Genomic DNA, 18,799 nt, shown 5'->3' with positions numbered 1-18,799 from the left:
TCCCGATGTCAATTTACGCTAAATTATCTCGACAGCCGCTGTCAACTACACAAATCGAAGAGTATGTCAATAGCATACCCTTAAATCGACCGTAACCCCAGCAAATACGGGCTTTTCCGCCCCGTCCACCCCCGGAAAAAAGGCAAAAAAAAGCCCGCCGGAGGATGCGAGAGAGCCGGCGGGCCTGGGGTGCGGCGCGGGGAAAAGGAGGTAAACCCGCGTCACTGATAAAATTATACCATGTAACTATAACTAAGTGTGTAATTTAATTCCTTTTTTGCTATCAAATCAGAGCTGATTTAAGTGTATGTCTCCGATCTCATTTTGAGGTTTGTATCCACCGATTCCTGGCTTTAGCTTAATCCTGGCTTTAATGATTTTGCCATCGGCTTTAATGATGTCTTTGAGTGACTCCATCTGGATGTTTGTCGCCTTCGAAATTTTCTGGATTGTCGTGTTGCTAATTTTAATAGCTACTTCGTGATTGCCGCTCCCGTAGAGGCGATGCCAGAAATGACGGCCTGCATGTTCGCCCGACATTACTTGCAACTCAAGCAGTACCGTCTCTCCACCGCTTTTCGTCGGCTTGCCGTTAAAAGACTTGAATTTGATCATTGCGTCATGTGTCGGCATTGGCTCCGTCGAAGAAGCTTTTTTGACGACAATAGTGGTATCGACTTGCTTGCGGAACTTACGCTTCAGCGAGTTGATATGCGATTTAGCGAAAATTTGGCAAGAGCGCCAGGCTGCGGCATCACCTGACTCACCTGGTTTTGGTCGGTTGCGCGGGTACTGCATGTCTCTAAAGTATTCATTTCCTGCGTGAGCGGTGTTGTCGTACTCAAACAACCTTGCTGCGATCTCAGCTTCGGTCGACGAGGTAATCATCCCGCCAACAATCCTATTGAGATCGTACGAGCGCCCTCTAGTGCCAGTATTACCAGTTGCTGGTCGAGCTGCGCCTGGTTTGTACTCGGACACAAGGCCGTACTGGGATTGATGGAGTTTAAGTTCGTCGACGTCTGCTGGTTTACCAGGATTATAAAAGCTGATTGCGTGGCTGTGGCGATCAGGGTGAGTAGTGTAGACGTAGTAGCACTGGGACGGTACTCGCCAGCATGGGTCAATTGCTCGCAGCAACCTACCGTCGAGGAACTCATCCAGGGATTCCAGCATCGCTGCGCAGATAGTGTTGTGCTCGCTCGGAAAATACGGCCTGGACACAGCAATGACGATCCTAAAGCGCGGGGCCTGGAGGGTGTGGCTGTGGCTTGTGTATATAAAATGCTCCAGGCGCATGTCCAGCAAAGCGTCCTCAGCTTCTTCCAAGGCGATCATATCGTCGTCATAGCCCTCCCCGAGCTTTTGGTCGATGTCAAAAATGATCAAGCCGGATGATGCGACATTATTATCGTTGCGGGTTGGGAGCCTAAAAGTGGCCGGCACGAACGTCTTGGCATTCGTTTTCTCAACCAGAACTGTTGGCATCTCAAAATGCCTTTTATAAAGCGCGAGCAGTGAGTCTGTCTCCTGATTTGCTACATATCCGGTTGCAGCGGTCGTTTGCGTTGCGTATTTAATGACCATGGCATTTACCTTTATTTGTGGGCTCTCTCCAGGCCCTATGTAGCTAGTATTAAAAATGAGCAAGGGTGTGTGCAACAGTTAGTTGAGCTTATTTGCGCTGAGGTGAGCTGAGGTGAGCTTAACTCCGCCAATTTCAGCTTAGTTGAGCTTCAAGGGGGTTTACAAAAAGTTTTTCTTAGCCAAGCTGTTTGCTATCCCACAACCCATCTACGACCCCATCTACCCTCCCCATATTTTTTATTTATATAAAGAGGCAGTAGGGGTAGATGGGGTAAACGAGGATGGGCAGGCACATGGGGTTCACCCATAAAACTCTTGGTTAAGAAAAACCTGGAATCACACCACGCCAAATATACCAAACTTAACTATTTCAACTAACTTTGCAATTTAGCTTGCAACACCTTTTGCTCATTTTTAATACTAAGTACATCGGGGTGCGAGACCCCAAAAAAGAAAAAGGAAAGCACAATGCCTAAAAACAACGCAACCACCATCGAGTCAACTCAAGAAGTGACAGTTATCACTAACGACTCTAACGCCCTCGAAATCGCGTCTCAGTCTAAAGTAGACTTCCCAAAACACACCCGCCTGATTTCGATCAAGGGAAATGTTCTTGGCGCGGTGTCAATTGCTTACAGGACTGCATCGGGGCTGCATTCCGAAGCTCAAGGTCAAATTACAAAGTGCATTTACAACATGCGCAAGATTGACCTGGCCCTGCTTATCGCTAAAAACGACGGCAGCGACGAAGCGCTCGACCGCGCAGCTTTCGAAATCGCACGGGACGCCTTTGTATCTGGCGCTCTTGACACTAAAGCCGCTGCGCTCGCGGAAGCATCCGGACGCAATGTAGAGGTCTGCAAGAAACTGATCTCCCGCAAGCTGCTTAAAATGACGGATGAAATGAATGCCAGGTCAAACCCGCTGGACGCAACCGTCGAAGTCCCGGAAAGCGCTGAATCGATTAGAGCCGCGATCCTGGCGCAGGGCGGCAAATATCTGCTCAATCTGCCTACCGCATATGGCAAGACCTCAAAAATACTTGAGCCGGTAATCCAGTCATACCTTGACGCTGGCAAAAAGGTGCTGCTTATCACCCATCGCCGTTCAATCAACAAAAACATCGCAAAAATCCCTGGAATGGTGAGCTATGACGAGTGCGTCAGGCCATCGATTATTGAGCATGCTCAAGGCTTGAAGATCGTTGTTAACTCACTCGCGAACAGTCAGTTCAAGGCATTTGCAGAATCTGCAGACCTTGTAGTGATCGACGAGGCCACGCAGGTGATCTCTCACGTCCTGGGCGGAGAAGTCAGGGAGCGTCAGGCGGTCTGGGAGACACTCAATTTTGTCGTCAAAAAAGCTCAAAACGTGATTATGAGCGATGCCGACATCGACAGCCGCTGCTCCAAAATGATTGGCGATGCCAGGGTGTTTTCCGTCAAGCAAAACCACTCCAGCATCAAAATCGCGACTGCCGGGATCGACCAGGTACGTGCAATGGCTATCGCTGCAGCAACAAGCACGCAAAAGCCAAGAAACGTGCTGATCGCCTGTGACGCGGTTAAAGAAGCCAACGCCATTGCGAAGGTGATCGAAAAAAAGAACGGCACTGCCCCCTTGGTCATTACCGCTGATACCGCTAAGTGGCCAGACCAAGCCGCATTTATTGCAGACCCAAACACGACAGCTCATAGGGTGGTGATTTACAGCCCGGTTATCACCTCTGCCCTCTCAATTGGGGATTCCATGCGCACTTGGACACCCAGTCCACGCTGACTTGGACACTCATTCCACGGCCACTTGGACACTCATTCCACGGCCACTTGGACACTGATTCCACAAGCACTTGGACAGTGATGTTCCACTGATCCGATCCATGCTCAGGCAGGCAGCAACGCAGGATTATTCACTACCATCGACCTCTTTTCTCGAAGCGAAGAGGTCATCGTGGAGCGTATATCCATGCGTAAAATCCGAGAGGTACTACGTCTAAAGTTCGACGCTGGCCTGTCCGTGCGCAAGATCGCCGCCAGCCTGCGCATCAGTAGCGGCAGTGCGGGCAATTACTTGCACCGTTTCAACGCTTGCGGGCTGAGTTGGCCGACATTGTTATCGGATGCCGAACTGGAGCGATGCCTGTTCCCTCCAGCACCAACAGTTCCCAGCGATCAACGTCCGATGCCTGACTGGTCTTGGGCGCATGCCGAGTTACGCCGCCCCGGCGTCACTTTGGCCCTACTCTGGCAGGAATATCGACTCGCTCACCCGCAAGGCTTCCAATACAGCTGGTTCTGCGAGCACTACCGCCTCTGGGCCGCCAAGGTCGACGTTGTCATGCGCCAGGAGCACCGTGCCGGCGAAAAGCTGTTCGTCGATTACGCCGGACAGACCGCGCCCATCATCGACCGACAGACCGGTGAAATCCGTCAGGCCCAGATCTTCGTCGCCGTCCTCGGCGCGTCCAGCTACACCTTTGCCGAGGCCACCTGGTCGCAGAAACTGCCCGACTGGCTGGGCTCGCACGCCCGCTGTTTTGCTTTTTTCGGCGGCACATCGCAGATCCTGGTGCCCGATAATCTGCGCAGTGGCGTCACCAAGGCGCATCGCTACGAGCCGGACATCAACCCCAGTTACCGCGATCTCGCCGAGCATTACGGCGTAGCCGTACTGCCCGCGCGTTCGCGTAAACCCAAGGACAAAGCCAAGGTTGAAGTGGGTGTGCAAGTGGTCGAGCGCTGGATCCTGGCAGTGCTGCGCAACCGCCAGTTCTTCTCGCTCGGAGAACTCAACACGGCAATCAGCCTGCTGCTCGAACGCCTCAATCAAAAGCCCTTCAAGAAGCTGCCCGGCTCACGCCGCTCGGCCTTCGAGACCATCGACCAACCCGCACTGCAACCGCTACCAGAACATCCGTATGTCTACGCCGAATGGAAAAAGGCGCGGGTGCACATCGACTATCACGTCGAGGTCGAGGGCCATTACTACTCGGTGCCGTACCAGCTGGTGAAGCACCAACTCGAAGTGCGGCTAACCGCTAAGACCGTCGAGTGCTTCCACGCCAACCAGCGGGTGGCCAGTCACCTGCGCTCGCTGCACAAAGGCCGCCACACCACCCAAACCGAGCACATGCCCAAGAGCCACCGGGAGCACGCCGAATGGACACCGCAACGGCTGATCCGCTGGGCCGAGCAGACCGGGCCTAACACCGCTGGCGTTATCGCCTACATCCTTGAGCGCCGAATCCATCCTCAGCACGGCTTCCGCGCCTGCCTGGGCATCCTGCGCCTGAGCAAGCAGCACGGCGAAGAGCGGCTGGAAGCCGCTTGCCAGCGAGCGCTGGCACTGGGCGCGTGCAGCTACAAAAGCCTTGAATCGATCCTGCGCCAAGGGCTGGAAAAGCTACCGCTGTCCCAGCAAAACCTGCCGCTACTGCCCGACGAACACATCAACCTGCGCGGCCCTGGCTACTACCACTGACCTGAAAAAGGAGCACCAAAATGCTGCCCAACCCGACACTCGACAAGCTGCAAACCCTGCGCCTGCACGGCATGATCAAGGCGCTGAGCGAGCAACACGCCACGCCCGATATCAATGATCTGAGCTTCGACGAACGCCTCGGCCTGATGGTCGACCGCGAGCTGACCGAACGTGAAAACACGCGTCTGAGCAGCCGCCTGAAACTGGCACGACTGCGCCATAACGCCTGCCTGGAAGACATCGATTACCGCAGCCCACGCGGCCTGGACAAGTCCCTGATCCTGCAACTGGGCAGCGGCCAATGGCTGCGCGACGGCCTGAACCTGATCATCGGCGGCCCAACGGGCGTAGGCAAAACCTGGCTCGCCTGCGCGCTGGCTCACAAGGCCTGCCGCGACGGTTACAGCGTGCGCTACCTGCGCTTGCCGCGCTTGATGGAGGAGCTGGGCCTGGCTCACGGCGACGGCCGTTTCGCCAAACTCATGGCCGGCTATGCCAAGACCGACCTGCTGATCCTGGACGACTGGGGCTTGGCGCCGTTTACCGCTGCGCAGCGGCGCGACATGCTTGAACTGCTGGACGACCGCTACGGCAACCGCTCGACGCTGGTCACCAGCCAGATGCCGGTGGACAAATGGCATGCGCTGATCGGCGACCCGACCTTGGGCGATGCGATCCTCGACCGGCTGGTGCACAACGCTTATCGGATCGAACTGAAGGGCGAATCGATGCGCAGACGCGCAACGAAATTGACGGCGACAGAGACTTCAGACTAACAATGCAAACCTGCGTCGCTGCGCTCCGACTGCCTGTCCAAGTGGACGTGGATCAGGTGTCCAAGTGAGCATGGAACGAGTGTCCAAATGATCGTGGGCTGAGTGTCCAAGTGTCGTGGAATCCGCACTCTCAATCACCTCTGGTCACTTTTCCGCGCATTTTGGGCTCTTTCAGGGGCACGTTGTACCAAAAGACGCAATCCAGATGCTTCGCCGCAACCGCACGGCTGGGTTGTTCGTAGTGGGCATCAAAGCGTCTGCCTACAGCAAGGCCGAGGTCGTTGAAGTCGCTTTTAAAAAGGAGCGTGCAATGGTCGATCAAGCCCTCACCAGCCTCAACATCGATGACGAGACTAAGGCCAAGGTGCGGGCCGCTGTATACGCTGAGACAGCCCTCACCGGCTTCAAAGCTATTCCGGTACTGATCGATGGCAACGTCGTGCCGATGAACACTGCACTGATGATCAAGGCTGGTTCGGTACTCAGCATCGGCACGATCGTTGGTGCTGGCGCCAGGGCCTACCTGTGTGTACGTGGAGGCATCCAGGTGCCGGAGTATCTGGGCAGCAAGAGCACTTTCACCCTGGGGCAGTTTGGCGGTCACGCAGGTCGAGCCTTGCGCGCGGGGGATGTGCTGCACATCAGCCGCTTGACTGACTCAAGTGCAGGCAGGCAACTGCCAGAGCAGGAGCCGCTGGGGGCGAGCCGAGAGATCCGTGTGATTTACGGCCCCCATGGGGCGCCCGAGTATTTCACACCGGCCTATATCGAGACATTCTTCGCCACAGAGTGGGAAGTGCATTTCAATTCGAGCCGCACCGGTGTTCGGTTGATCGGGCCAAAACCCGAGTGGGTGCGCGCCGACGGAGGGGAGGCTGGGCTGCATCCCTCCAACATCCATGACAATCCTTATGCGATCGGGGCCGTGGATTTTACGGGCGACATGCCGGTGATTCTGGGCCCGGACGGCCCAAGCCTGGGTGGTTTCGTCTGTCCGGTCACAGTGATCGAGGCCGACCTGAGCCCTCGCCAACTGATTCTGGCATTGCGTAACAAGGCCCAGGCCATCAACCCCCAGTTCAACGCGTTCATACATCTTCTGAGCGCTGAGGAGCTTGAGCCGTACCTTGCGGTGCTGGAGTCGACGCCTATTGAGCGTTTGCCCTTGTATGGGGTGCCTTTCGCCATCAAGGACAACATCGATTTGGCAGGCGTGCCGACCACGGCGGCTTGCCCTGCGTATGCTTACATCCCGGTGCGCTCGGCCAGCGTCGTCCAGCGGCTGATCGACCTCGGGGCCGTTCCATTAGGCAAGACCAACCTTGATCAATTTGCGACAGGGCTGAATGGCACGAGATCACCATACGGTGCATGCGTGAACAGTGTGAATCGTGATTACCCCTCAGGTGGATCAAGCGCCGGATCACCTTTGGCCGTGGCGCTGGGTATCACCAGTTTCGCCCTGGGTACCGATACTGCAGGTTCAGGTCGCGTACCTGCAGCCCTCAATGGGCTTGTAGGGTTGAAGGCAACAAGGGGGCTGATTTCGACTGCTGGAGTCGTACCTGCATGCCGAACGCTGGATTGCGTCACTACATTTACGGCTACAGCACGGGAGGCCAGCCAATTGTTGGCCTTGCTTGCTGTGCAAGATCCTGCGGACGAATACAGCAGAGCCAACCCTGCTTGGAATGATGGCAGTGCGTTCGGGCGCATCACTTCCTTCCGGTTTGGTATCCCACGCGATTGCGACCTGGAGTTTTTTGGATGCAGCGAGGGGCCTGGCCTGTTTGAAGCGTCCATCCAGCGACTGAAGTCGCTGGGGGGAGAGCCGGTCACCATCGACCTTTCGCCATTCCTTGAAGCTGCCCGCTTGTTGTACGAAGGCCCGTGGGTTGCCGAGCGTTACAGTGTGGTGGGAGAGCTCGCGCAGGTACACCCAGAAGCCGTGCTGCCAGTCATTCATGCGGTGCTTGAGAAAGGCCCGAAGGTAAGCGGCGTCGATACGTTCCGTGCTCAGTATCGGTTGCAGATGCTCAAGGCCAAATGTGATGAAGTCCTGAAAGACCTGCATTGTGTGCTTACGCCCACAATTGGTCGCCCCGTGACCTTGGCCGAGCTCGCTGATGAACCCGTGAAGCGCAACTCTGAGCTGGGCTATTACACCAACTTCATGAACCTGCTCGATTACGCAGCCGTTGCTGTGCCCAGCGGTGTCATGAAGAACGACCTGCCTTGGGGGATCACGCTATTCGGTCGGGCATTCACTGACCACTACCTGCTGAGCCTCGCAAACGCCTACCAAGGATTCGAAGCACCGGCGATCGATGCTCGCAATGACATGGCCCGCCTGGTCGTTTGTGGTGCCCATCTGGATGGGCTCGCGCTCAATTGGCAGCTCCAGCATCGTGGGGCTCGGTTGCTGGAGTCCACAAGCAGCTCCCCCCATTACAAGCTCTACGCGCTTGCCGGCGGGCCTGTGAAACGACCCGGGATGGTGCGGGTGCAGGAAGGGGGCGTCGCCATCGCAGTGGAGGTTTGGGAGATGCCGAGCACGGAGCTGGGCTCATTCCTGACCGGTATGGGGCGGGTGCTCGCTGCAATCACTCGTGATACCTGTGGTTGGAGTGACAGCATCGGTGGCGTGCTTTGCGCTCAGGAGGTCGTAGAGAAATACGGTAACGGCCGTTACCAGGAGTTGCGCAATGGTTTCTTCCGCAACGGCGCGGACAACCTGCTCGTCGAAATGGGCAAGTGGGGGCTGGGCTTGAGCGATCTGACGATGGTGCTCAATCTGTTCAGTCGCGTCGACGTCGATGCCCACGGGGGCGGAGATTGAGTACAAGCATTGCGCAGATGAAGCCTGGCTAAAAGACCACATCCAAAACACCCTCCCTGCAACGCTGCTGGCCCAGGGGTTTAGAGTCCGCGTCCTGTGCTTTGATGAGAGCCTTATGGCATCACAAGCAATCCAGAAGAACTCACAGCCCTGGCCAGTGCACGCACGATGGGTGACCTGTCGAGGGAGGACTACCTGCAGGAAATGAAACGCCGGGGCATCCTACGCAACGAGTTTAGCCTTGCTGACAACGAGGATAGATTGTCAATCGAGGTCGTTTAGCTTGGGTATGGAGACAGCGATATTAAGGTCGCAAGTTACGACCTTAATACTTAAAATAGCTCGATGCCGAGAATTAATATCTCAAGACATCGAGCTATTTCGCGCCCTTAGAACCAGGCCTTCTTGCCGATAACGTAAGTGCGCTCAAAGTCTTCTTCGGACTTTGTCAGGTAGATAATGAATTCAATAAAGGCTATCACGCCAATTACCAGCGAAGGGATGCCGACCAAAATAAAGCCGAACAAGAACACCAGCAGCATTATCAGGCCCTGGCCGGTATAGCCTAAGTAAAACTTGTGAGCACCAAAGCAGCCCAGGAAGAATGCCAAGAGCGCAGCTGGGAGTTTTTTTGAACTACCATTTAGTGTATTGCTCGAAACTTGATAGATTGCAGTAGCAGTAGCACCGCTAACCGTAAAATCGACTTGGCTGCCAGATGCAGGCGCGACGGCGCTTTTCCATTCCTGAGCGTCGAACGAGTAACGATTACCATCTTCGCCGGAAATCATACCTTCGCGGCTTGCTGGATTGAAGTTAAGAATAGTGCCTTTCAAAATTTGTTTCCTTACATTAAGAGTAATGTGGGGGGTTACCACTTGAAGGTTGTTTTCTCTTTAACGCCTGCTTTGATGAAGGCAATTGCTTCGTCAGCGGTTTTCCCGTCAAGTGCTTGAGCGAAGCTTTGACCCTTTTCGTGTATGCCGAGAGCCTGGCCTTGGGCGAGCGCCATGCCGAAGCTTGCTTTCTTTTCGTCCGGGAGACTATCGTAAATTGCCTTCGCAGATTTCTGGAAGTTCGCGTCAGAACTGCCATCAATTTTCTTGTCGCCGCAGCCAGCCAGCAGGGCCATTGAGATTGCGAGGCCTGCGGCAGCTATGAGTTTTGCTTTGTTCACAAAGTCTTCCTTGAGTATCTGAGGGTTGTAGTTGGGCTGCATACCTGCGGTGCCATTCGTGCCTGAAACCCTGGCGATGGCGAAATGACATCTCCGCGAGCGGCATCCTATCGTTATTTTTTGTTACAGTCACCATGGAGTACTGATGTAGAGCCTCTGCCCGAGCTTTCATGCTGTCCAGAAGCGTGATCCCAGTCACCACCTGGTGACTCGGTTCCGCGCTGGCTCACCACAACACCGTTAGGTTTTAGGAGCTGCCGTGGGCAAGGTGCTCCCAAGGTCTTGCCGGAGCTAAGCCAATGAGCAAAATTTAGCCAGTGCTGACCCTGTAAACACCCACAAGCTTGTAGCCAAAAAGCTCCTGGCAGATCCTGTATTGCTGGATGGTCACGATTGCCACCGATAGCTCGGCGGCAGTTATTGAGTGGGGTATAGTCTTTAAGTGCAGTGTGCAGAGCATTTGTGAGCTCAGGCATTCGTCTCCGATCTCTGGGATCATAAGTCAGCCTGAGCGTGATGAAACAAGCAGGGTTATCTAAAGCAGATTTACTTGACTTGGCTATTACTATCTGTGTAAAACCCTCTTTAAATATACCCAAATCATCAAAGGATACTTATGTCCCGCCTTGCCGAATTCCGTGCCCTAGAGCAACAACTGGCCGCTCAGCTCGCAGAGCTCGAAGCCCTAAAAAATGACGACTCGCTGAAAAAAGAAATTGAGTTTGAGCAAAAGCTCCGCGACCTCCTGGGCGAATATGGCTACAGCCTGCGCAACGTAATCGCTATCCTGGATCCCCAGGCAGCCAGCCGTCGCGCCCCAGTAGTCGAGAGCAAAGCCCCTCGCAAGCCCCGCCAAGTCAAGCAGTACAAAAACCCACACAATGGGGAAGTGATTGAGACCAAAGGCGGCAACCACAAGATCCTGAAAGAGTGGAAAGCCAAGTGGGGTAGCGACGAAGTCGAGAGCTGGTTGGCTAAGTAATACTGTTGAGTACAAAATCAGGGCCCTGCGGGGCCCTTTTTCGTGAGGAAAGGGAATGCTTGAGTTTCTGAAGGACAAATTTGAACGCAGGCTCTTCATCGGCGCCTGGATTGCCTTTGCTTGCCTGTTGATGGTGAAGATCAAGCTTGCTGTGCCGGAGGTGATGAAGGACTGGCCTGGGTTAATCACGATGCTTCAGTCGAAGCCGTTCGAAGACATCGTTGGTGACTTGCTGACAGGGTTAATTGCGGCGTACTTCTTCTATGTCCTGATCGATCTTGTTCCGAAGGTAAAGCGCGAAAAGTCGGCCATTCACACCTTGAATCTCATCATAGCGTCAGTGGTCGATGCCTATGAAAATGAGAGAACATTCGGCCACTTTGATCTTATAAGCCTGAATGACGTAGGTATCCTCGATAGGTCAAACCTGAGCAAACACTGGAAATACCTGAACGGATTAATCAAGAAGGGCTTTACGGTCAGTGACTATTACAAACTACGGTGTGGATTGGCCTGCATGGATTCGAGAATTCATGAGTTCCGGGCTGTTCTTCCTCTCGCCACTACGATATCCCCGGAGCATGTTCTGCAGTGGCTTCAGCTTACTGACAGGGCCAGACTCTTCCATGAAGAATTCAATAACCAGCCAGTTGGTCTCGATGGATGCTTCGAGGTGCAGCACGCCTTCGGCCATCCAACTACCGGCATGGATGAGAGTAACGACAGGTACGTTGAATACTGCCAGGCAATGAGGGCTTATGCGATGACACTGGCCAACCGTATGGCGCTGTTCCTGCTTGAGGTGGACGCATGGATGGCCTTACCAGGAAAGTCATCATCACTTGATGCAAATCCTTAAAACTGGTGGCCGCAGAGCCCCAGGGCCTTGATTTGCCATTTTTATATCCAGGGGGATTCATGACTAATGAATCGTTAGTTGAGATCGTTGAGCGCTTCCGAGATGCAGCTGACGAAGTCTTTGAAGCTGGTGGAGCACCGGAGCACATGCGTGGCTTTCCGAGAGGGTGCTGCGGGGTAATGTCCGACATGCTTGGCGAATATCTAAATTCGTTGGGAATCGGTGTCTTTCTTTACGTACGCGCAAATCGTGCTATGGCCACACACGCATGGGTTGAGCTTGACGGCATTGTCATCGACATAACATCAGACCAGTTTCAAGGTAGGCCAAGGGTTTACGTTGGAGAGGCTGATGCTTGGTATAAGAAGTGGAAAGTGGATGCCAAGCATCTTGCAGAACACTGTCCTGCGGCCATGGTTAGCTCCTCAGAGCACGAATTTTATGAAAAAATCATGACTCTCATGACCGGGACGAATTGAAATATAATCGGTACACCAGAAATGAAGAACGGGCCTCTGTCGGGCCCTATTTGTTGTCAAACTGCTCAATGGCCATCCTGGCGCACCAACTCCCTTGGTTTATCTGATCGCAAAGCTCTTCGGGCTGGCCTTGGCGGCATTCCAAACCGCCCGCAGCAACAAAGGATAACTTGACCTTGGGAGCTTTAGGCGCCCGACAGTCTCACCGTGCTGGCAAACAACAAATAACATCTGGTCATCTTTATTCAGCATTAATTTCAAAATCACAGATTTCACAGGGTTGATTTCCTGCAAAATCTTTAACTTCCCTGGCAAGCTCAGCAATTCGCCAGCGGCAAAAGTAAAACTCTCGTATCCGTGATATTTTTCAACAAGTTGATTATTGGTAAGATGCATAAGATAATTCCTCTTATTTTTTATTTAACTATGTATTTATAACTATCCGCCATAAGTTCAGCCGCCATTCCGCCTCACCAGCCCCTTGCATTGTTCCCGGCTTGCAATTATCACCTCCCGGAGCTCTTCCAGGTCGATGCTGATGCAACCTCCAGGGGGCGCCTGGAGGGTTTTTAGAGCATTGACGGCTGAGATAAACTTCTCTTCTTCGATCTCAGCCTGGGTCTTTGGCCTGGGTTTTTTACCCTTAGTAATCAAATCGAGGATCATCATCGTCAGAATTTGCAAGCCTGGCAATCGGCGCAGGATCATTCCAATAATACGGGTCGTTCAGGCCATACTTATCAGCATAAGCATCCCATCGCTCCTTGCTAATCCTTTTTACAATTTTAAAGCTGTTTGATCTTGGCGTCATGACTTTAATATGCACAACCTCCCCATCAGTTGTTGCTTCGTATGAATAACCGCCATAAGCGCATTGCGGGTCGTACAGGTATCTAAATCTGGCCATCTTTTTCCCTTGTGGTTTACCGTGGATCAAGTTAAGTATTGCAATGGAGCACGCAACCGATCAACAACTATTTTTTTGCACCCCACCCCTTGAAAACAAAAAAAACAGGAAAACCATGCTGCCACCCTTGAATTTACAGGCGGGTATATCAGACGCATACTCTTAAAATAATTCTCCCCTGCCCTTTTTGCTGACAAACCTCGTCCTTGTGCCAAAGTTACAAGTATTGATATATTTAGTCGCTCATTGACACCAGGAACGTGCAAAGATGTTGAAGATAGGGAAAGTTCTGTGTTCCGCTGTGTTATCAATTGTTTTAACTGGGGCGTCCGCAGCAAATCTCTACGTCGCGGGGACAAATCCGTCCCAGATGTACCAGGTGGTCAAGCCGGTGGTCGGTGACACCGTTACCCCGGTCTTCCTTTTTGGAAACAACCCGCAGGAGCTTTTGGCCCACCTGGATCCCGAAGCTGTCCGCAAGGCTGGCGTAGAGCAAGCGACGTTCGATTATTACGCGAGCAAAGTGCGCCCGGAGTCTCTCGCTTACGGAATTGTCGGGTATGCGATGGGTGGCAATGCGGTGCCTGGCAATGAGGCCTCGAACAGGACTTGCGCGATTGTGATGGCAACTCATGAGCAGATGCGCACCACAAGCACGATGTTCCACGAGGCTGTCCACTGCAAAAACTTCAGTGAGCTCAGGTCTGATCGCGATGCGTGGCAGCTTGCGGTGTCGATGAACAGACCAGCGCTTGGCATGACAAATCAGCAGTTCCTGTCCCTGTTCCACGAAGTGCTGGCTGCCTATGTACAGGTCGCGTATTCAGCAAATCAGGGTGTCGTGGATGGGCTGGGGATGGTGATGCGAGCAGCGCAGCCCGACAAAAACACTGCTACTTCGATAGGCTACCGCACGGCCAGGCATGCATTGAAAATGTGCAGCAAAAAGGATGCGTGCTCGACTTACGCGCCTGACGTTGTGAGGATGCTGAGCTCAAACAGCTATGCGCGAGGCCAGGTGATGCTTGACCTCAAAGAGCTGTTTGCTGCTGCCAGGGCGTCCGGATACGTCGTTGAACACAAGTGACTAAACAGTGATTTCGAGCAGGCGCATGATCCTGTAGTGGCGCTCAACCGTGTCTCGCAGGGCTTGCGCATCAGCCAGGGCTCGATGACCACGCTTGATCGGCATTTGGTAGTAAATCGCTGCCGCGTGTTCGGGCCCGACCATTTGCTCTACTGTCGCGACGGTAAATGTTGGATCGAGCTCAGCAGCATCGTACAGAGCTTCGAACCAGTGCGAGTCCTCTCGTGCGTCGGATACGAGGTACTGGCCTGCAAAAAGCTCGTTGAGCTCCTGGGCAATCGTGGCTGCAGGCTTGCCATCGGATAGTAGCTGCTCGCGAGTGATCCCATGCATATCCTGAGCATCGTATGACCAGTGCTGCCAGTACCTGACGGGCTTGATGAGCGACTGATACTCACCTGCCGGGTGCACAACCGCGATTTCGATTGGGTAGCTATCGGGAGCAATGCCGGACGCTTCAAAATCCACGTAGTGTGTGATCGGTGACGTTCCGGCCATGTCGCGGAGCTCGGCACCGTAACGTCGAGTCAGGTAGTTGTTGAATATCGACAGGGCACGGTGGATGCTGCGGATGTCATATACCTGGTCTCGGTAGTGGAGGGAAACGCGATCCTTTTTTGCCATGGCATTGACTGAGTTTGCGTACGTATTACTCGCAGACACTCGGACGGAGTCACCGAGCAGTGCGGTCATCAGGTCAAATTCGACCAGGTCTGCAAATCGCAAAACCATCCGCTCAACTACCTTCAAGGTTTGTACTCCCCTGGCTTAGTAATGCGCGGACTCTCTTGGACGACCTCGGCATCAATTTCGCCCGCACCCGAGTAGATGCGGATTAGGGTTTGCTGCGCAGGAATTGCAAGCCCGAGATCTTCGAGGCGCTCGATGAGAATCCAAGACTCCAGGTCGGTATCGTGCTCATCCATGCCATCAACTATCTGATTAGCAACAGTGACGAGATCAAAATCCTGCAGAGCAACCATCGGCTTGTTTCGCTCGTCACGCAGCCCATGCATGAGTGTAAAGACCTCGTCTTTTTTGATCAGCATCGCATCACTCCTTGTCGTCCCTCATGCTGCCGTGCTGATCACTTGGAGTCAAACAGGTGGGTTTCGCGGCACTGAGCGCACGAGCTGCTTCGTGTCGTCAGGAATAAAGTACACACGGCGTTCTGACCACACCTGGTTGCTAAATACAAAAGCATCGTCGTCGAAGCGGAACAGCGTCATGCCGGCCTGGGCATTTACGATCTGATTGAGCTCATTAGCAGTAAAGCTGTGCGTGCAGTCGCTCAACGTAACCCCTGGCTCCTGCTTTGCGATTGCGGCGCCGAGGTAATCGCGCAGCGACATATCAGTGCCGTCGTAAATCCATTCGTCCCTCATGTACCCTCCAGGGCGTCAGTTCCTGCTTTTACGCTAGCACCATTAGCAAGACCTTGGTAGCACCCTCCGCTTGTTAAAGCTTAGCCGCACATTGTTTTCCAAGTGCACATATATATAGCCTGTCGGTGAACCAGGATCGAATATCCAACAGCCACCAAAAAATAATTTGATTTAAGTATCGCTCCATCAGTACCATATAAATATAAAGAGAAGAGCAAAAGCTCCAAGGCACCCAACATGCAAACAGTCACCATCCGAAAGCTCAATCAAACAACCCAGGAAATCTGCGCAATCCGGCTCGTCGGTGGCTTCGATTCCGAGCGCAAGCACTACCCTGCCCTGCCGCAACTGAGGTTTGACAACAAAGTTCACCTGCAGGGTGTTGCCGAGCGTGCGGAGTCCGGCTGCGTCGATTCGTTGAGTCTTTTGCGGAGATGGGTGATTTGCAGCCTGGTTTTTGCGCGGGATCTCGTGTTTGACGGTGTTAAATACGAGTTCGACGTTCGAAGTTTTTCTGAGCCATCCAGCTTGGACTACCTGGCTCGCGAAGTGATAGCACAAGTCTCAGACCAATAACAATAAGGGGAATCGCTATGAGTAGATTTGTTCGACAGTTTGATATCCACACAAAAGCGCACCAAGATTTTGCGCGAGGAAATAAATTCGAAGGCCTCAAGGCAGTGATGTACCTCCTTGCGAACGGCATCGTTAAGCTTAACGCTCGTGACCTCTATGAGTTTTGGGAGTCCTCGGTTTACGGTCGCAACGAGTCGGCGGAGCTGTTTGACACTATGCTCGACAAGGGACATATTCCCGAGATTTTGCGAAAAGCAAAGTCTGGCGAGATGGTTATCATCCAGGACTTTATTGACGCAATTGACAGGCTGGACGAGGACACCAAGCTTGCCATACTTAGGGCGGTATAAATAGTCAAGGAAATTTTCGGACAAAATCCCCCACGCTAATTTTTATGATATTATGGCGTTACAACATAAAACAATAATAAGAATCCTCGGGGGATCCGATAAATGTTGCAGCAACACAATGCCCTTGTTGTTTTCCACGCTTTCGGCGAAGGCGACAACGGCAATCCAGAGCCAGGGGCTCAACCAGTACCTATCACCGAAACTCCAGAGTTCCAAGAAACCCTCCGCGCCGAACTTGCCAAGGCTCTTGCAGCCGAAACAAGCGGTTTGAAGTCAAAAAACGCTGAGATTCTGGCCGAGAAGAAAAAGGCTCAGGATCAGCTGAATGCCATTCTGGCTCAGGCCGAAGATGAGGCTGACCAGGCTGCGCTGAAGTCTGGGAAGATGGATTTCCAGGCGCTGTTGGATAAGCGCGTTAATGCTGCAAATGCCACCTGGCAAGAGCGTCTCCAAGCCGAGCAGGCTGAGAAAGACGAACTCCGCAAGGCTGTTGATGCAGAAAAAGGCAGGTTGAAACAATTCCAGATCAAGCAGTTGATTGGAAATGAAGCGTTGAAGAACGAATTCTTTCAGCCCACTGCCATCGACGACCTGATTAACCTGGCTGGTGGCTCCTGGGAACTGACCGACTCGGGCGAACTGGTTAGCCGTGACCAACATGGCAACGTGTTGATGGGTAAATCTGGCCGAGCGCTGACTCCAAAAGAGTGGATTGAGAGCCTTAATCAATCGCGTCCTCACTACTTTAAGCAAATGCCCGGTAGCGGTGGCAAGCAAGGTGGTGCGAATGGTGTGAATTCCATGCCACTTGCTGAGTTCCAACTCAAGCTGCTCAAAGCATCCTCGAAGGAAAAAGCAGAGCTTCTTGCTAAATACAGCCGTGGGGAAGTAACGACTTCCTGACTTTAACCCGCAGTAGGTAAGACGCTTACTGCGGGATCAAAAAAAATACCAAAATAACAACAATAATAATAGGTATGCAAATGACACAAAGCCTTGTGGTCTTTAGGGCGTTCGGTAACGATCTGTCCAAAATTCAAACTGAGACTTTCCTTCCTCAGATTTTGGCGCGTATGGATGAGCGAACTCCGCTTGTTCGCTTGATTACGATCAACACCGCCGACGAGTCGAAAAGGAAAGGTGAAGTCTTAACAGTCAAAAAGCCTCAGTACATTGAGGGTGTTAGGCATCAAACTGCTGAGCCATCCATTGCTGACGACATCAACGCTGATACTGTCAAGCTAGAGCTGACCGAGCACATCTACCTGGAAACCCAAGTCTCGGACAGGGAGTTGGCAGGCACCATTCCTGGCTTCCTTCCTGATTCGATTCTCGCTATGGCTGACGCGATGGGGAGGGACGTCAACCAAAAAGTCATGAACCTGCAGAAGCAAGTAGCGCGTGCTTCGGGCATCGTGGACTCGGTAAACGAGAGGTCGAAGTACGACATGATTGTGGGTCGCCAGACCTGTAATAAGATGAAAATCTGGGACAACAAAAATCTTGTGCTGTCGAACGATACCTCCGGTGAGCTGATCAAGGTCTTCACTGCCGGCAGTGACGCAAAGTCGGAAACTGAGGGTAACCTCGGGCGCAAATACGGCTTCGATACTTATGAGGACAATGTCGTCGGCATCCACGAAGCAGGTACTGCGAGCCAGGATCTTTCACTTAAAGTATCCGTGGACAGCGCAGTCGGTTCCACCCTCCTGATTGTCAACGGAGCTACACCCGGAGCGACGTTTAACGAGGGCGACTTCCTCACTATTGCAGGTGTTAGTCAGACGTTTGCCGTCAAGGCATCTGTTGACGCTGACGGAGCTGGTAACGCCTCGATTTATGTAACCGAGCCAGTGACCCGACTGATTCAAGCAGGCTCGTCGGTCAAGGTTGCCGGCGATCATCGCCAAGACATCGCTTTCCATCCAAGTGCGTTCATGATCGGATTCCGCCTGCTTGAGCCGGTTGCAAACCCAGGCAATGCAACGATCTCAACCATGATCCATCCAGAGACCGGTATGCCGGTACGTATGACAACCTGGTGGAACCCGTCATGGGCCTGAAGCCTAACGAGATTCCGATCATCGCTGAGGAAGGTGAAGAAATGCTCACCAAGAGCGATCCGCGCCATCGCAATAATATCGGCAAAGGAAATAAAGGGTCTTCTGAACAGTCGCCACGATTTACGATCAACAATATGATTGATTCCATGTCTATTGCTGGGGTTATGGAGGGAAGTCACGGTGAGGCGGCGATCATGAATGTTATTCGTGCAAACAGAAATGAGATTAAAAACATGTGATAATATATAGCTA

General features: G+C 53.0%; 21 protein-coding genes. 13 read left to right on the top strand and 8 right to left on the bottom strand.

The window, feature by feature from the left end:
- Positions 1-288: 288 nt before the first annotated feature.
- Positions 289-1,587 carry a hypothetical protein gene (locus PRJ_RS10870; protein ID WP_104961371.1) on the bottom strand — a complete coding sequence of 433 codons (1,299 nt, stop codon included), beginning with the start codon at positions 1,585-1,587 and terminating at the stop codon, positions 289-291.
- Between the two features lie 468 nt (positions 1,588-2,055).
- On the opposite strand from PRJ_RS10870, the gene PRJ_RS10865 reads away from it, so the two are divergent.
- The 4 genes from PRJ_RS10865 (at position 2,056) to atzF (ending at position 8,682) form a co-directional block, all read left to right on the top strand.
- Entirely contained in the window at positions 2,056-3,366 is a 1,311-nt protein-coding gene (locus tag PRJ_RS10865; RefSeq protein WP_177429893.1) for a hypothetical protein, read from the top strand.
- A 186-nt stretch (positions 3,367-3,552) separates the two neighbouring features.
- Entirely contained in the window at positions 3,553-5,067 is a 1,515-nt protein-coding gene (gene istA, locus PRJ_RS10860) for an IS21 family transposase (RefSeq protein ID WP_034000381.1), read from the top strand.
- A 20-nt stretch (positions 5,068-5,087) separates the two neighbouring features.
- A complete protein-coding gene (istB, locus tag PRJ_RS10855) occupies positions 5,088-5,843 on the top strand; it encodes an IS21-like element ISPre4 family helper ATPase IstB (RefSeq protein WP_034000379.1) in 756 nt (251 codons plus the stop codon).
- A 205-nt stretch (positions 5,844-6,048) separates the two neighbouring features.
- A complete protein-coding gene (gene atzF / locus PRJ_RS10850; RefSeq protein WP_177429892.1) occupies positions 6,049-8,682 on the top strand; it encodes an allophanate hydrolase in 2,634 nt (877 codons plus the stop codon).
- A 389-nt stretch (positions 8,683-9,071) separates the two neighbouring features.
- Here the strand turns inward: atzF and PRJ_RS10840 are convergent, their stop codons facing one another.
- Positions 9,072-9,518 (bottom strand): TM2 domain-containing protein, encoded by a 447-nt coding sequence (locus PRJ_RS10840; RefSeq protein WP_104961369.1) that lies wholly within the window; start codon positions 9,516-9,518, stop codon positions 9,072-9,074.
- A 35-nt stretch (positions 9,519-9,553) separates the two neighbouring features.
- Positions 9,554-9,859, bottom strand: coding sequence for a DUF6694 family lipoprotein (locus tag PRJ_RS10835; protein ID WP_158682559.1), 306 nt, complete (start codon positions 9,857-9,859; stop codon positions 9,554-9,556).
- 616 nt (positions 9,860-10,475) lie between these two features.
- Here PRJ_RS10835 and PRJ_RS10825 point away from each other — a divergent pair.
- Genes PRJ_RS10825 through PRJ_RS10815 form a run of 3 tightly spaced genes read left to right on the top strand, consistent with a single transcriptional unit; the run spans position 10,476 to position 12,179 of the window.
- Complete coding sequence (locus PRJ_RS10825; protein ID WP_104961366.1) at positions 10,476-10,841, top strand: histone-like nucleoid-structuring protein, MvaT/MvaU family; 366 nt, start codon at positions 10,476-10,478, stop codon at positions 10,839-10,841.
- A 55-nt stretch (positions 10,842-10,896) separates the two neighbouring features.
- Entirely contained in the window at positions 10,897-11,700 is an 804-nt protein-coding gene (locus PRJ_RS10820) for a hypothetical protein (RefSeq protein ID WP_104961365.1), read from the top strand.
- Positions 11,701-11,759: 59 nt separating this feature from the next.
- Positions 11,760-12,179: a hypothetical protein gene (locus PRJ_RS10815; protein WP_158682558.1), complete on the top strand. Its 420-nt coding sequence runs from the start codon at positions 11,760-11,762 to the stop codon at positions 12,177-12,179.
- A 99-nt stretch (positions 12,180-12,278) separates the two neighbouring features.
- On the opposite strand, the gene PRJ_RS10810 is transcribed toward PRJ_RS10815, so the two are convergent.
- Together PRJ_RS10810 and PRJ_RS10805 are read right to left on the bottom strand one after the other, a co-directional pair.
- Positions 12,279-12,575: a hypothetical protein gene (locus PRJ_RS10810; RefSeq protein WP_104961363.1), complete on the bottom strand. Its 297-nt coding sequence runs from the start codon at positions 12,573-12,575 to the stop codon at positions 12,279-12,281.
- Between the two features lie 57 nt (positions 12,576-12,632).
- Entirely contained in the window at positions 12,633-12,887 is a 255-nt protein-coding gene (locus PRJ_RS10805; RefSeq protein WP_256597958.1) for a hypothetical protein, read from the bottom strand.
- Positions 12,888-13,354: 467 nt separating this feature from the next.
- Here PRJ_RS10805 and PRJ_RS10800 point away from each other — a divergent pair, with 467 nt between their 5' ends.
- A complete protein-coding gene (locus PRJ_RS10800; RefSeq protein ID WP_104961362.1) occupies positions 13,355-14,173 on the top strand; it encodes a hypothetical protein in 819 nt (272 codons plus the stop codon).
- On the opposite strand, the gene PRJ_RS10795 is transcribed toward PRJ_RS10800, so the two are convergent.
- The 3 genes from PRJ_RS10795 to PRJ_RS10785 are packed head-to-tail and all read right to left on the bottom strand — an operon-like array spanning position 14,174 to position 15,558.
- Positions 14,174-14,923 (bottom strand): hypothetical protein, encoded by a 750-nt coding sequence (locus PRJ_RS10795; protein ID WP_158682557.1) that lies wholly within the window; start codon positions 14,921-14,923, stop codon positions 14,174-14,176. It lies immediately after the preceding gene.
- Positions 14,920-15,222: a hypothetical protein gene (locus PRJ_RS10790; protein ID WP_104961360.1), complete on the bottom strand. Its 303-nt coding sequence runs from the start codon at positions 15,220-15,222 to the stop codon at positions 14,920-14,922. Before PRJ_RS10790 ends, PRJ_RS10795 begins: the two co-directional genes overlap by 4 nt.
- A gap of 48 nt (positions 15,223-15,270) precedes the next feature.
- Positions 15,271-15,558 (bottom strand): hypothetical protein, encoded by a 288-nt coding sequence (locus PRJ_RS10785; RefSeq protein ID WP_104961359.1) that lies wholly within the window; start codon positions 15,556-15,558, stop codon positions 15,271-15,273.
- A gap of 237 nt (positions 15,559-15,795) precedes the next feature.
- Here PRJ_RS10785 and PRJ_RS10780 point away from each other — a divergent pair, with 237 nt between their 5' ends.
- The 5 genes from PRJ_RS10780 (at position 15,796) to PRJ_RS10760 (ending at position 18,786) form a co-directional block, all read left to right on the top strand.
- Positions 15,796-16,134: a hypothetical protein gene (locus PRJ_RS10780; RefSeq protein ID WP_104961358.1), complete on the top strand. Its 339-nt coding sequence runs from the start codon at positions 15,796-15,798 to the stop codon at positions 16,132-16,134.
- Positions 16,135-16,151: 17 nt separating this feature from the next.
- Positions 16,152-16,484 carry a hypothetical protein gene (locus PRJ_RS10775; protein ID WP_104961357.1) on the top strand — a complete coding sequence of 111 codons (333 nt, stop codon included), beginning with the start codon at positions 16,152-16,154 and terminating at the stop codon, positions 16,482-16,484.
- A gap of 102 nt (positions 16,485-16,586) precedes the next feature.
- Entirely contained in the window at positions 16,587-17,387 is an 801-nt protein-coding gene (locus PRJ_RS10770; RefSeq protein WP_104961356.1) for a hypothetical protein, read from the top strand.
- An 80-nt stretch (positions 17,388-17,467) separates the two neighbouring features.
- Positions 17,468-18,547, top strand: coding sequence for a P22 phage major capsid protein family protein (locus PRJ_RS10765; RefSeq protein WP_158682556.1), 1,080 nt, complete (start codon positions 17,468-17,470; stop codon positions 18,545-18,547).
- Positions 18,538-18,786: a hypothetical protein gene (locus PRJ_RS10760; RefSeq protein ID WP_104961354.1), complete on the top strand. Its 249-nt coding sequence runs from the start codon at positions 18,538-18,540 to the stop codon at positions 18,784-18,786. Before PRJ_RS10765 ends, PRJ_RS10760 begins: the two co-directional genes overlap by 10 nt.
- Positions 18,787-18,799 lie beyond the last annotated feature (13 nt).

The organism is Pseudomonas sp. XWY-1, assembly GCF_002953115.1.
GTDB classification, from domain to species: Bacteria; Pseudomonadota; Gammaproteobacteria; order Pseudomonadales; family Pseudomonadaceae; genus Aquipseudomonas; species Aquipseudomonas alloputida.
The sequence above is the reverse complement of the archived record's forward strand: the minus strand, read 5'-3'. Positions and strand labels throughout refer to the sequence as shown.